This window comes from Pseudaestuariivita sp. (genome assembly GCF_052825805.1).
The window spans coordinates 113265-126964 of the sequence record NZ_JBRBVB010000003.1; the positions used below are offsets into that span (position 1 = coordinate 113265).

Below are 13700 nucleotides of genomic sequence, written 5' to 3' on the forward strand. Positions count from 1 at the left end.
TACCTTGCGCTCCAGTTTTGTTCCGCTTGCGAGACAGGCACCATGATCCAATACACGCTCAAATGCCAGGGCGGCCACCAATCCGGCAGCTGGTTCCAGTCTGCCGCGGCCTTTGACAAGCTCAAGGCGGCTGGCATGGTCACCTGCCCTGTCTGCGGCACGCATGATGTGGAAAAGGCGCTGATGGCGCCGCGGCTGGGCGGGGCGGACACCGAGGCGCCGGCCAAGCCCGCGGGTCCCCTCACCCAGCCCGCGAGCCCGGCAGAGCAAGCGCTGCGTGAGCTGCGCAAGCACGTCGAGGCAAACTCCGACTACGTCGGCACCGCCTTCGCGACCGAGGCGCGCGCGATGCACGCCGGCGAGACGCCCGAGCGCGCAATCTACGGCGAGGCGCGCCCCGACGAGGCCAAGAAGCTGATCGAGGACGGCGTGCCCGTCGCGCCCCTGCCCTTCCGCCCCAACCGAAAGTCGAGCTGATGCACGCCCTCGTGACCGGAACCAACCGCGGCATCGGAGCCGAATTGACAGGCCAGCTTGCAGCGCACGGGTACACCGTGACCGGCACCTCGCGGGACGGCTCGACCGGCACGGCGCTCGATGTGACCTGCGCGGACAGCATCGGCGCGCTGCGGGACGCCTGGGACGGCAAGCCGCTCGATCTTCTGGTCTGCAACGCAGGCGTCTATCTCGATCGCGGGCACCGGCTCGGCGCGGGCTTCGAGCCACAGGTCTGGTTCGACACGTTCGACATCAACGTCATCGGTGTCTTCCAGACGATCGAGGCAGTGCTGCCGAGCCTCCGCGCGGCCAAGGGCAAGATCGCCATCGTCTCCAGCCGCATGGGCAGCACGGTCAGTACATCGGGCGGCAGCTACGCCTACCGCGCGTCCAAGGCCGCCGTGCTCAACCTCGGCCGGAACCTCGCGCTGGACCTGGCCGTCGACGGCGTCGCCGTGGGGGTCTATCACCCGGGCTGGGTGCGTACCGAGATGGGCACCGATGCCGCCGACATCTCGGCCGCCGAAAGCGCGCGCGGGCTCGCAGAACGGTTCGCGGCGCTGTCTCTCGGCTCGACCGGGTGTTTCGAGAATTACGACGGGACCGCCATACCGGTCTGAGCTGCCTTGCCCTCCGCGCGCGCGCGGCGTAAAGCCTGCCGCGACTTTCCCGAGGGACCACGCACATGCCCGTGCTCGTGATGAAATTCGGCGGCACCTCCGTCGCCACGCTCGACCGCATCAAACGCGCCGCCAAACGGGTCGGCGTGGAGGTGGCCAAGGGCTATGACGTGATCGTCATCGTCTCCGCCATGTCGGGCGAGACGAACAAACTCGTCGGGTTCGTAAACGAGACCTCCCCGCTCTTTGATGCGCGCGAATACGATGCCGTCGTCTCCTCGGGGGAGAACGTGACTGCCGGGCTGATGGCGCTGACCTTGCAGGAGATGGACGTGCCAGCGCGCAGCTGGCAGGGCTGGCAGGTGCCGGTGGAAACGACCAGCGCCCATTCGAGCGCTCGGATCGAGGCGATCCCACCCGGCAACATCCTGGCCAAGTTCGCCGAGGGCATGAAGGTCGCCGTCGTGGCAGGGTTTCAGGGTGTCAGCCCGGAGGGCCGGATCACGACGCTCGGCCGGGGCGGGTCGGACACAACCGCCGTCGCCTTTGCCGCCGCGTTCGAGGCAGAGCGCTGCGACATCTACACGGACGTCGACGGCATCTACACCACGGACCCGCGCATCGCGGACAAGGCACGCAAGCTCGACAAGATCGCCTTCGAGGAGATGCTCGAGCTCGCCTCGCTGGGGGCCAAGGTGCTGCAAACCCGCTCGGTCGAGCTTGCGATGCGCTACAAGGTCAAGCTGCGGGTGCTCTCGAGCTTTGAGGAAATGGATGACGCCGCCGGCACGCTGGTGTGCGACGAGGAGGAAATCGTGGAAAGCAAAGCCGTCAACGGGGTCGCCTACAGCCGCGACGAGGCCAAGATGACGCTCATCTCCGTCGCCGACCGCCCCGGCATCGCCGCCGCGATCTTTGGCCCCTTGAGCGACGCGGGCGTGAACGTGGACATGATCGTGCAGAACATCTCCGAGGAGGGGCGCACGGACATGACATTTTCCTGCCCCGTCGATCAGGTGGCGCGCGCGGAAAAGGCGATGGCCGATGCCAAGGCGTCGGGCGATATCAACTTTCACGACCTGGTGGCGGACACCGACGTGGCCAAGGTCTCGATCGTCGGCATCGGCATGCGCAGCCATGCCGGCGTCGCGGCCAAGATGTTTTCGACGCTGCGCGACGAGAATATCAACATCAAGGTCATCACCACCTCCGAGATCAAGGTGTCGGTCCTGATCGACCGCAAGTACATGGAGCTTGCCGTCCAGTCGCTGCACGATGCGTTTGCGCTGGAGAAAGCCGGCTAGGCTTGGCACACTGCCGGGGCCGAGGAGGCGTCGGAGGACACTCATGATCTTGATCGCAGGCGGCGGCATCGCCGGATTGACGCTTGGCCTGACGCTGCATGGCCTCGGCCTGCCGTTTCGCATCTTTGAGGCGGTGCAGGCGCTCAAACCGATGGGCGTCGGCATCAACATCCAGCCCACCGCGGTGCGCGAGCTGCAGGCGATGGGCTTGACCGAAGAGCTGCGCGCCATCGGGGTAGAGACGCGGGAGCTGGGGTTCTACACCAAGACCGGGCGCGAAATCTGGCGGGAGCCGCGCGGGCAGCACGCCGGGTACACCTGGCCGCAAGTCTCGGTCCATCGCGGCAAGCTGCAGATGATGCTACACGACGCGCTGATCGCGCGGGCCGGGGCGGAGGTGCTGGCAACCGGGCGCCGCGTGTCACATGCTGAAGGCCAGACGCTGCATTTCGCCGATGGCAGGTCGGAGACCGGTACGCTCATCATCGCCGCGGACGGCATCCATTCGGCGCTCCGCGCGCAGATGGTGCCTGGCGAAGGCGCGCCCAAGTGGAATGGCGTCATCCTGTGGCGCGGCACGACGCGCGCCGCGCCGTTCCTGTCGGGCGCCTCGATGGTGATGATCGGGCACAACGCGCTGCGCTGCGTCGCCTACCCCATCTCGGCGCCGGGCGCAGACGGGCTGGCGGAGATCAACTGGATCGCCGAAGAGCGCCGCGACCCCTCCACCCCCTACGCGCGGGAGGACTGGACACGGCCCGTCGCCGTTGCCGAGATCGCGCCGAAGTTCGCGGACTGGCAGTTCGACTGGATCGACGTGCCGGGCCTCATCTCGCGCGCCGAGCACGCCTACGAATACCCGATGGTCGACCGCGACCCCTTGCCCGGCTGGACGCAAGGCCCGGTGACGCTGATGGGCGATGCGGCGCACCCGACCTACCCCGTCGGCTCGAACGGTGCGAGCCAGGCGATCCTCGACGCGCGGCACCTGGGGCGGGCGCTGCGGGAGCACGGAGTGACGCCGGAGGCGCTCGACGCCTACGAGGCCGCCGTGCGTCCCACCGCCAACGCGGTGATCGCCGCCAACCGGGGTGAGGGACCGGATGCGATCCTGCAACGGGTGGAGGACCTCTCGGGCGGCGTCTTTGACCGGATCGACGACGTGATCCCCCGCGCCGATCTGGCGGCCCACGCGACGCAGTACAAGGCGCTGGCCGGGCTCGACATCGACACGGTGAACGCCCAGCCGGGCCTTTTGTGACATTGCGCCCGACCGTTCAGTAGGTCGGCCAGCCAGCGTTCCTGTTTGCCACGAAAGCAGTCGCAACCTCAGATTGTGCGTTGGCGCCGGCAACCTTCCTCTCAACATCCTGTCACAAAGCGCGTATAGCTGTTGACCGGGAACCAGGACGGACGTGCCATGCCGGACGGATTTGAGAGCGAAAGCCGCCAGCTGCTCGGGCGGCTCAGGACCTTGATGGCCGAAGAGGCCGAGGGGCAGGCGCGGCTCGACCGGATCACGCATCTGACGGCGGACAGCATGGGCACCGAAGTGTGCTCCATCTACCTCTTTCGCGACGACGAGACGCTCGAGCTTTGCGCGACCGAGGGGCTGAACAAGGACGCCGTGCACCAGACGCGGATGCGGCTGGGCGAGGGCCTTGTGGGCCGCGTGGCGCGTACCGGCAAGATCGTGAACACCGCAAACGCTCCGCAGGCGCGCGGTTTTAGGTACATGCCCGAGACGGGTGAAGAGATTTACAGCGCCTTCATGGGGGTGCCGATCCAGCGGCTGGGCGAGAAACTCGGCGTGCTTGTGGTCCAGTCCAAGGAGGCGCGCGAGTACTCGTCGGATGCGGTCTACGCGCTCGAGGTGGTGGCGATGGTGCTGGCCGAGATGGCCGAACTGGGCGCCTTTGTCGGCGAGGGCGCGGCGCTCAAGGCGCGGCACACGCAGCCGGTGCTGCTGCGCGCGACCGTGGCGCAGGAGGGCGCGGCCGAGGGCCATGTCTGGCTGCACGAGCCGCGCGTGGTGATCACCAACCCGATTGCCGACGACCCTGAGGCCGAGACCGAGCGCCTGCACGCGGCAGTTGCACAGCTGCGGGTGGGCGTGGACCAGATGCTCGAGTCGGTGCAGGGCGGGGACCGCGAACAGATCCACGTGCTCGAGGCGTTTCGCATGTTCGCCAATTCGCGCGGATGGATGCGCCGGATGGAGGAGGACATCACCCGCGGCCTCTCTGCCGAAGCCGCCGTTGAGAAAGAGCAGTCCACCGCGCGTGCGCGCATGCAGCAGGTCACCGACGCCTACCTGCGCGCCCGGCTGAGCGATCTCGACGACCTGTCGAACCGGCTCCTGCGCATCCTGACGGGGCAAGGCGTCGACGCGGGAGACATGCCGCAGAACCCGATCCTCGTGGCGCGCTCCATCGGGCCGGGGGAGCTTCTGGAATACGACCGGAAGTTGAAAGGTGTCGTGCTCGAGGAGGGCTCCGTCGGCTCGCATGCGGCGATCGTGGCCCGGGCGCTGGCAATCCCGCTGGTGGTGCAGGCCGGCCCGGTCACGACCGAGGCGCTGAACGGCGATCACATCCTGATCGACGGCGACGAGGGCGTCGTGCACCTGCGCCCGGACGACACGGTGGCGACAGCCTTTCGCGACAAGATCGCGATGCAGCACGCCGCGCAAGAGCGCTATGCCTCGATCCGGGACCTGCCGGCGGAGACGCCCTGCGGGCACCGCATCGGGCTGCAAATGAATGCCGGGCTGATGGCGGACCTGCCGAGCCTCGAAAGCTCCGGCGCCGAAGGCGTCGGCCTCTTCCGCACCGAGCTGCAGTTCCTCCTGCGCAACCAGATGCCGCGCCGCACCGAGCTGATGGAGATCTATGACCGCGTGATGAACGCCGCGCAGGGCAAGCGGGTGGTCTTTCGCACGCTCGACATCGGCTCGGACAAGGTGCTGCCCTACATGAAGCCCGCCGACGAGCCGAACCCGGCGCTGGGATGGCGGGCGATCCGCGTGGGTCTCGACAAGCCGGGCGTCTTGCGGATGCAGCTGCAGGCGCTGATCCGGGCGGCAAATGGCCGACCGCTGACGATCATGTTCCCCTTCGTGGCGCAGTTCGAGGAGTACACCCGCGCCAAGGCCGAGGTGGACAAGGTGATCGCGCGGGAAAAATCGCTCGGCCACGTGCTGCCGTCCTCTCTAGAGATTGGCGCGATGCTCGAGACGCCTTCGTTGGCCTTCGCCCCTCAGAAATTCTTCGAAGAGGTCGAGTTCCTGTCGATCGGCGGCAACGATCTCAAGCAGTTCTTCTTTGCCGCGGACCGTGAGAACGAGCGCGTGCGGCGGCGGTACGACACGCTCAACGTCTCGTTCCTGACCTTCCTCGAGGGCATCGTGAAGCGGTGCATTTCCTCGAACACCCGCCTCAGCTTTTGCGGGGAGGACGCCGGGCGGCCGGTGATCGCGGTGTGTCTGGCGGCGATGGGTTTGCGGAACCTCTCGATGCGGCCTGCTTCGATCGGGCCGGTAAAATCGATGCTGCGGCGCACCAACATCACCGAGCTTTATGACGTGATCGCCGAGGCGCGCGACCGCGGCGACCAGTCGGTGCGCCCGGCGGTGATGGAGTACCTGCGCAAGCAGTGAGCCAGGTCAGAGCCGCAGCCGCGCCGCGCCGTACATCCCGATCAGCACAAAGCCAAGCGCGCCCAGCCAGTAGGGCAGCGTCAGCGCCACCGCGCGGCCCAGCTCCGGCTCGGCCAGCGCCACCAGCCAGCCCCCGACGAGCGCGCCGGCGGGCATCATCCCCCAGCCGAAAAAGCGGTAGAGGGAGTTCACCCGGCCCAGCAGCACGTCCGGGATCAGGCGCTGGCGGTAGGACACCGTCACGATGTTCCACAGGAGCGCCACGCACATCTCGATAAAGAGCGCGACCGCCACAAGCGCCGCGCTGTCTGCTACGGCAATCACCACATAGGGCAGCGGCATCAGCAGTAACGCCAACATCAAGCTACGCTGCCCCCCGAGCCGTTTCACCACATGCGGCCCGAGAAGCCCTCCGACCACGCCGCCCGCCGCACCTGCGGTCAAGAGCACGCCATGTCCGACGGCCGACAGGCCCAGCGTCTCTTGCGAGACAAGGATGAGCACCGTCATCCCCATGACGTTGAGCGCGTTGATCAGGCCCAGCATGATCGCGAGCCGCAGGATGACCGGATGCGCCCGCATCCAGCGCCAGCCCTCCAGCGCCTGCTGCCAGACCCTTCCGCCCAGCGTGCTGGTCCGCCGCGGCAGCCGGATGCACCAGACAAGCCAGGCCGCGAGCGCAAAGCTCACCGCCTCTACGAGGAACGGCGCCGGCACGGCGAGCGCGATCAGCACCCCGGCGAGGGGCGGGCCGACAAAGGCGCCCATGACCTGCTCGATGCTCCACATCTGGCCATTGGCGCTTTCGAGGTCCGCGCGCGCGACGATCGACGGCAGCATCGTCTGCGCCGCATTGTCCCGCACAACCTCCGCCGTGCCGAGCAGGAAGGCCAGCGCCGAGAGCGCGAGGATATACGGCATCGCCTCGCCCGGCGGCGGCAGCGCGGGCAGGCTCAGGATCAGGCCAATCACGCCGCAAGTCAGTAGCATCCTCAGCACGTCCGCCTGCACCATCAGCACCCGCCGGTCCTGACGGTCCACGATGACCCCTGCAGGGATCGAGAGCAGCAGCCACGGCAGGCGCGTGGCAAAGGCCACAAGCGCAATCAGCGCCGGATCGCGGGTGATGAGTGAGGCCAGCCACGGAAACGCAAGGGCCGACACCCCGTCCCCAAGGTTCGAGATCGCGCTGGCGGAAAAGAGGCGGCGGTAATTGGCGTTCCGGGCAAGAAGCATCCACCGATGAAGCGGGTGATCGTCAGGCGTGTCAATCTTTGAGAGAGCTAATCGCTTTTGGACCGTAACGTTCTTGACAGACATTCACGCGCCGGCCCGAGGGGTGGCGCATCGCGCCGCCCGTTTTGCCGGAGGCAAACCTGCGGTTTGGGGGCGGGTCGGCGCGGCCTGACGGTTCCCATCAGGCGGGCTCTTTGAACTTAGCGTTTTAGTCTGGCCTCAATTGACACTCATACTACGCCGTATGCACCGGTGCCGCGGCAATGCGCATCCGCAGATCGGCCACCAACGCCTCGGACGGCACCTCGCAGGTCGCCGCAAGACGCCGCAGGCGAAAGAGCACCTCCGCCAGCTCCTGATAGTAGCTGACGTAGGCATAGTTCGTCGCCGCCCCCGCCATCGCGCCAACAACCGGCACCGCCTGCGCCGCCAATTTCTGGCCCAGCGCCGCGGCCAGTTTCGGCGCCACACGCGCGAGGATCGCCGACACCGTCGCGCCATTGAGCGCCGTGCGCGCAGTCAGAAACCCCAGGTCCACGCCCTCCGAATCGGCTGCAAGCGGGCCATCGGCGGCGAGCACCAGCAGGCAATCCGCCTCCACCGCAGGCTCTTTGGGGTCGAACCCATGGCTTGCCGCCACGTTCTGGATCGCGCGCAGAAGGAGCGTCGTCGTGACCGGCAGCTCCATCAGCGCCGAGGGCACGCCGCCCAAACCGCCCGCCGCGCCGGACACCGTCGCCGCCGCCTTGTCGAGCCAGGGCACGCCGCTGCCACCGATGTCGCGGCTGGTGTTGGCGGCTTTCAGCGCCGCCTTGAGCGCGCGCACCGTCGCCTTGTCGAGCCCATCTCGGACCGAGTTCGGGAGCTGCGCCACCTGCGCCTCCGCCTTGTTGCCGATGAAATTCAGGACCTGCAGGCCAAGCCCGCTGGCATTCCGGTAGCGCTCTGCGAGCGTGGCCAGCTCCGCCTCGACCTCTGCCGGGATCACCATCACATCGCTTCTGTCCATCCGCCTGCCCCTTTATGTTACACCCGTTAACATGGGGCGGGTTTGACGCGGATTCAAGCGTCTGGCGCCACGGCGCCTGCAACGCCGTCCCATGCCCCCGGGCGCAACGCATGACCCAGCACGCGCGCGGGGTTGGTGGGAGGCGGCATCTCGACACCGACCAGCCGCGCAAACCCGAACCGGCCATAGTACGGCGCGTCGCCCACCAGCAGCACCCGCGCCCAGCCCAGCGCGCTTGCGCGTTCGAGTGCCGTCAGGATCAGGTCCGCGCCCAGCCCCTCCCCCTGCCGGGTGGGGTGCACGGCAATCGGACCCAGCAGCAGCGCGCGCACACCACCCACACGCACCGGCCAGTGGCGGATCGCACCGCCCAGAACGCCGCTCTGGCGCTCGATCAGGCACAGCTCGGCCACGGGCGGCACACCCTCGCGCAGGCGGTAGGACGACAGCGCCTCCCGCCCGGGAGCAAAGCACAGGTCATAGAGCGCCTCGACCTCCCACCGGTCTTCGGGCTGCTCTTGCCTCAGCTCGCGCATGATCGCTCCGGTTGCATTCCCGCGCCATGAGCGTATCCCATGGGCCAGATCACCCGATAGCGGAGCAACCATGTTCTATGAACCCCAAAACGGGCACGGCCTGCCGCACAGCCCGTTCAACGCACTGATCGCGCCGCGCCCGATTGCGTGGATCTCCACGCGCAATGCCGAGGGGCAGCGCAACCTCGCGCCCTACAGCTTCTTCAACGCGGTCTCTTACTTTCCGCCGCAGGTGATGTTCGCCTCGACCTCGGCCAAGCCGGACCAGGACAACACCAAGGACAGCGTCGCCAACATCCGCGCAACGGGCGAGTTCGCCATCAACCTCGTCGCCTACGAGATGCGCGACGTGATGAACGTGACCTCCCAGGGGTTCGACAAGGACGTGGACGAGTTCGACCGCGCCGGCATCACCGCCGCCCCGTGCGAGACCATCGCCTGCGACCGCGTCGCCGAGGCCCCCGCGACGCTCGAATGCAGGCTGGTGCAGATCACGCGCCTGCCCGGCGAAAGCAACTACGTGACCTTCGGCGAAGTCACCGGGATCCACATCCGCGACGACGTCCTGGTGGACGGCCTGGTGGACGTCGCCAAGTTCCAGATCCTCTCGCGCCTCGGCTACCGCGACTATGCGCGCGTGACGGAGACGTTCACACTCGCGCGCCCCGACGACTGACAGGCAGCGCACAGGCATGACCCACCCGATCATCCCGCTGCCGTCCCCGGACGCGCCGCACCCGATCATCCTGCCCGACGGCACGCGCGTCCCAAGCACCGTGCAGCTGAGCGCCGTAACCAACCATCCTAACTTCGAGGTCGGCGCGTGGACCTACGCCTCCGCCTTCGATCCGCCGCAGGACTGGGTGGCGCGCCTCGCGCCCTACCTCTTCCCGAATGTCCCGGACAAGGTCCGCATTGGAAAGTTCTGCCAGATCGCGGACGGGGTAAAGTTCATCTCCGCCGCCGCCAACCACTGGATGACGGGCGTGTCGACCTATCCGTTCCCGATCCTCGACATGACGCGCCACCTGCCCCCGCCGCCCGACAACCGTGACATCACCCTCGGCCACGACGTCTGGCTCGGCAACGGCGCCATGGTGCTCGCCGGCAGCACCATCGGCAACGGCGCGATCATCGGCGCCGGCGCGGTCGTCCGAGGCGACGTCCCGGACTACGCCATCGTAATCGGCAACCCCGCCCAGGTCATCCGCATGCGCTTCACACCGGAAGAGATCGAGACTCTGAACACCCTCGCCTGGTGGGACTGGCCCGCCGAGGCCATCGAGGCCGCGCAGCCCGCCCTCGTCACAGGCAGCGTCGCCGACCTCCAAGCCTGCGCACCCTAGCCCTTCAAAGCGCAGGTCCCCAGCTTCTCTGGTTCAAAAATACCTCCCCCGGAGGGCCGGCCTGCCGCAGCACCTGACGCGAGCAGCTAGTGCCCGCCGCCCGAAAAGAGCCCGCGCTGCACCTTGCGGTCAGCAGCCACCTGATACTCCGGGTCGTCCTCGCTCACCTCCACGATGAGACCCGTCCGCTCCAGCAGTTTGCGGCAGTCCCGCGACAGATGGCGCAACTCCAGCGCCTTGCCCTCGTCGGCATAGCGCGCCGCAAGCCCCTCGATCGCGTTCAGCGCCGACTGGTCCGCCACCCGGCTCTCGGCGAAATCCACCACCACCCGGCCGGGATCGCCCTTCACGTCGAAAAGCTCGGCAAACCCCTCGGCAGAGCCAAAGAAGAGCGGCCCGTTCACCTGATAGACCTTCGCCCCCTCCGGCGTGGTGTAGGCCTTCGCTGTGATCCGCTTGGCGTTCACCCAGGCGTACTGCAGCGCCGAGACGATCACTCCTACGACAACCGCAACGGCGAGGTCCTCCATCACCGTGACCACGGTCACAAGGATCGTCACAAAGGACGCGAATTTCGGCGCGACCCGCATGATCCGGAAGGTGTTCCAGGCGAATGTCCCGATCACCACCATGAACATCACACCCACCAGCGCCGCCAGCGGGATCTGCTCGATCAGAGGCGAGGCAAAGAGGATAAAGCTGAGCAGGAACAGCGCCGCCGCAACGCCCGCAATCCGCGTCCGCCCGCCCGAGCGCACGTTGATCATCGACTGCCCGATCATCGCGCAGCCGCCCATGCCGCCAAAGAACCCCGTGACCGTGTTGGCCACCCCCTGCGCCACACATTCCTGAGATGCTCCGCCCCGCTGATCGGTCATCTGGTTCACGAGGTTCAGCGTCAACAGGCTCTCGATCAGGCCAATCGCCGCCAGGATCACCGCATAAGGCAGGATGATCTCCAAAGTCTCGAAATTCAGCGGCACCATCGGGATGTGCCAGGGCGGCAGCCCCCCTTCGATCGAGGCCATGTCCCCCACGCGCGGGATCGGCAGATCAAAGAGGATCACGATCACCGCCACGATCACGATCGCCGCCAGCGGCGCCGGCACCGCCGTCGTGACCTTCGGCAAAAGCCAGATGATCGCCATCGTCAATCCCACACCGGCCAGCATCAGGTAAAGCGGCAGCCCCGACAGCCACTCACCGCCCGACATGCCGTGCCCCGACGCCTCCGCCGTGCCCGGCACCTGGAACTGCGTCAACTGCGCAAGAAAGATCACGATGGCGAGCCCGTTCACGAACCCCAGCATCACCGCATGCGGCACAAGCCGGATGAACTTGCCGAGCCGAAAGACCCCCGCCAGGATTTGCAAAATCCCCATCAGGACCACCGTAGCGAACAGGTACTCCACCCCATGCTCGGCCACGAGCGCGACCATCACCACCGCCAAAGCGCCGGTCGCACCCGAGATCATCCCCGGACGCCCGCCGATGAGCGCCGTGATCAGCCCCACGATGAACGCCGCATAAAGCCCCACGAGCGGATGCACCCCGGCCACAAAGGCAAAGGCAACCGCCTCGGGCACCAGCGCCAACGCCACCGTGAGGCCCGACAAAAGCTCCGTCTTGAGCATGACCGGAAACGGCCGGTTGTCGCTCTCGGGTCGCAAGGTCAACGACAGGCTGCGGGCGAATTCGGTGTATGAGGTAAAGGCCAAAAGGCGGCTCCCGGGCTGGTCTGGCAAGGTCCCCGCGCGGCTATCACGCCCATCGCGGCACGCGCCAGCCCCGCCGGCGCAACCCTGCCCTTTGCGCTGCGCATAGCGGCCCCGCACCGGGATTGCACGGAATTCCTGTGCATACCGCCCTAGACCACGGCGCGTGGCCCAAAGCTTCATCTTCCCGAATAAACTCCCCCCGGAGGGCCGGCTTGCCCAAATGCGCGCGGCGCGCCTTCTCCCCTTTTCTTTCAGCCCGCGATTTTCCACACTCGCCGCAAAAGACAGAGATCGAGCGGAGGCCGCCATGACCGACACCAAACTCGCCGTGATCGGAGGATCGGGCATCTACGACATCGATGGCCTCGAGGACGCCACCTGGACCGAGGTCGAAACCCCTTGGGGCGCCCCCTCCGACGCGATCCTGACAGGCACGCTCGCCGGCACGCCCATGGCTTTCCTGCCCCGCCACGGACGCGGCCACGTGCACAGCCCAACGACAGTGCCCTACCGCGCCAACATCGACGCGCTCAAACGGCTCGGTGTGACCGACGTGATCTCCGTCTCCGCCTGCGGCTCGTTCCGCGAGGAGATGGCGCCCGGCGACTTCGTCATCATCGACCAGTTCATCGACCGCACCTTTGCGCGCGAAAAGTCCTTCTTCGGCCCCGGCTGCGTCGCGCACGTCTCCGTCGCCCACCCGACGTGCCCCCGCCTTGGCGCGGCCTGCCGGAAGGCAGGACAAGCGGCCGGCGTCAAAGTCCACGACGGCGGCACATACCTCGCGATGGAAGGCCCGCAATTCTCGACCCTCGCCGAAAGCAAACTCTACCGCGAGGTCTGGGGATGCGACGTCATCGGCATGACCAACATGCCCGAGGCCAAACTCGCCCGCGAGGCCGAGCTCTGCTACGCCTCGGTCGCCATGATCACCGACTACGACAGCTGGCACCCAGATCATGGCGAAGTCGACGTCACCCAGATCATCGCCACCCTCATCGGCAACGCGGGCAAGGCCCGCGAGATGGTCAAGGCCCTGGCCCCCATGCTCGGCGGCACGCGGGAGCCCTGCCCGCACGGCTGCGACCGCGCACTCGAATACGCAATCATCACACAGCCGCCCGCGCGCGATCCCGCGCTTGTGGCCAAACTCGACGCCGTCGCCGGGCGCGTGCTCAGCTAACGTCCCATGCGCCGGGTCCTCACGCTCCTTTTGTGCCTCGTGGCGCTCTTCCTGACGCCATGGGCGTACTTGCGCGCCACGACGCAGTTCGAGACGCCCGGCTCCGCGCCCGAGGTCGAGGCCGCGCTGATCTTTGGTGCACTGGTGCGCGACGGCGCGATCTCACCACTCCACCAAGAACGACTCGACGCCGGCCGCGCTCTACTGGAGGCAGGTAAAACCGAGGTTATCGTCGTCTCCAACGCCGCCCGCGCCGCCGCGGCCATGCAAGCCTACCTCTCAGACACCGGCGTTCCACCCGGCGCGATCGAACTCGACGGCGCCGCCCCCAGCACACCCGACACCTGCAGGAACGAGGCGGCCAAGGCGCCGCCCCGCCGCGTCGCCTTTGTCTCGAACGGCTTTCACCTGCCGCGTATCCGCCTGCACTGCACGCGCTACGACCTCGACGCCGTCTACGTGGTGGCCGACGACCCAAACCGGGCCGAGGCTCCGCTCCTGACGCGCATCCGCGTGCGCGGATACCGCTTCGTGCGGGAAAATCTGCTCACCTGGGCTGTTCTCCTACGCATCTATCCGTCAGGGTAGCCCC

Annotated in this window: 13 protein-coding genes; 9 read left to right on the forward strand and 4 right to left on the reverse strand. The window is 67.3% G+C overall.

Going from position 1 to position 13700, the window contains the following annotated elements; all coding sequences use genetic code 11:
- Positions 1 to 42 precede the first annotated feature (42 nt).
- From ACU0B3_RS04915 to ptsP, 5 genes are all read left to right on the forward strand, one after another.
- Entirely contained in the window at positions 43 to 477 is a 435-nt protein-coding gene (locus ACU0B3_RS04915) for a DUF1178 family protein (protein WP_446259711.1), read from the forward strand.
- Positions 477 to 1118, forward strand: coding sequence for an SDR family NAD(P)-dependent oxidoreductase (locus ACU0B3_RS04920; RefSeq protein ID WP_446259712.1), 642 nt, complete (start codon positions 477 to 479; stop codon positions 1116 to 1118). The genes ACU0B3_RS04915 and ACU0B3_RS04920 overlap by 1 nt, the downstream gene beginning before the upstream one ends.
- Positions 1119 to 1183: 65 nt before the next feature.
- The gene (locus tag ACU0B3_RS04925) at positions 1184 to 2422 is read left to right on the forward strand and encodes an aspartate kinase (protein WP_446259713.1); all 1239 of its coding nucleotides are present in this window, start codon (positions 1184 to 1186) and stop codon (positions 2420 to 2422) included.
- A gap of 43 nt (positions 2423 to 2465) precedes the next feature.
- A complete protein-coding gene (locus ACU0B3_RS04930; protein WP_446259714.1) occupies positions 2466 to 3683 on the forward strand; it encodes a flavin-dependent oxidoreductase in 1218 nt (405 codons plus the stop codon).
- A gap of 159 nt (positions 3684 to 3842) precedes the next feature.
- Entirely contained in the window at positions 3843 to 6080 is a 2238-nt protein-coding gene (gene ptsP / locus ACU0B3_RS04935) for a phosphoenolpyruvate--protein phosphotransferase (RefSeq protein ID WP_446259715.1), read from the forward strand.
- A gap of 6 nt (positions 6081 to 6086) precedes the next feature.
- Here the strand turns inward: ptsP and ACU0B3_RS04940 are convergent, their stop codons facing one another.
- The 3 genes from ACU0B3_RS04940 to ACU0B3_RS04950 form a co-directional block, all read right to left on the reverse strand.
- Positions 6087 to 7316, reverse strand: coding sequence for an MFS transporter (locus ACU0B3_RS04940; protein ID WP_446259716.1), 1230 nt, complete (start codon positions 7314 to 7316; stop codon positions 6087 to 6089).
- Between the two features lie 235 nt (positions 7317 to 7551).
- The gene (locus ACU0B3_RS04945) at positions 7552 to 8325 is read right to left on the reverse strand and encodes an EcsC family protein (RefSeq protein ID WP_446259717.1); all 774 of its coding nucleotides are present in this window, start codon (positions 8323 to 8325) and stop codon (positions 7552 to 7554) included.
- Between the two features lie 53 nt (positions 8326 to 8378).
- Entirely contained in the window at positions 8379 to 8861 is a 483-nt protein-coding gene (locus tag ACU0B3_RS04950) for a GNAT family N-acetyltransferase (protein WP_446259718.1), read from the reverse strand.
- Positions 8862 to 8931: 70 nt separating this feature from the next.
- Here ACU0B3_RS04950 and ACU0B3_RS04955 point away from each other — a divergent pair, with 70 nt between their 5' ends.
- Positions 8932 to 9537 carry a flavin reductase family protein gene (locus ACU0B3_RS04955; RefSeq protein WP_446259719.1) on the forward strand — a complete coding sequence of 202 codons (606 nt, stop codon included), beginning with the start codon at positions 8932 to 8934 and terminating at the stop codon, positions 9535 to 9537.
- Between the two features lie 31 nt (positions 9538 to 9568).
- The gene (locus ACU0B3_RS04960; RefSeq protein WP_446260200.1) at positions 9569 to 10207 is read left to right on the forward strand and encodes a CatB-related O-acetyltransferase; all 639 of its coding nucleotides are present in this window, start codon (positions 9569 to 9571) and stop codon (positions 10205 to 10207) included.
- Between the two features lie 86 nt (positions 10208 to 10293).
- On the opposite strand, the gene ACU0B3_RS04965 is transcribed toward ACU0B3_RS04960, so the two are convergent.
- Positions 10294 to 11925, reverse strand: coding sequence for a SulP family inorganic anion transporter (locus ACU0B3_RS04965; RefSeq protein ID WP_446259720.1), 1632 nt, complete (start codon positions 11923 to 11925; stop codon positions 10294 to 10296).
- 307 nt (positions 11926 to 12232) lie between these two features.
- Between ACU0B3_RS04965 and ACU0B3_RS04970 the strand changes: the two genes are divergently transcribed.
- A complete protein-coding gene (locus ACU0B3_RS04970; RefSeq protein WP_446259721.1) occupies positions 12233 to 13108 on the forward strand; it encodes an S-methyl-5'-thioadenosine phosphorylase in 876 nt (291 codons plus the stop codon).
- Positions 13109 to 13114: 6 nt separating this feature from the next.
- Positions 13115 to 13696, forward strand: a complete 582-nt coding sequence (locus ACU0B3_RS04975) for an ElyC/SanA/YdcF family protein (protein WP_446259722.1) — start codon at positions 13115 to 13117, stop codon at positions 13694 to 13696.
- Positions 13697 to 13700 lie beyond the last annotated feature (4 nt).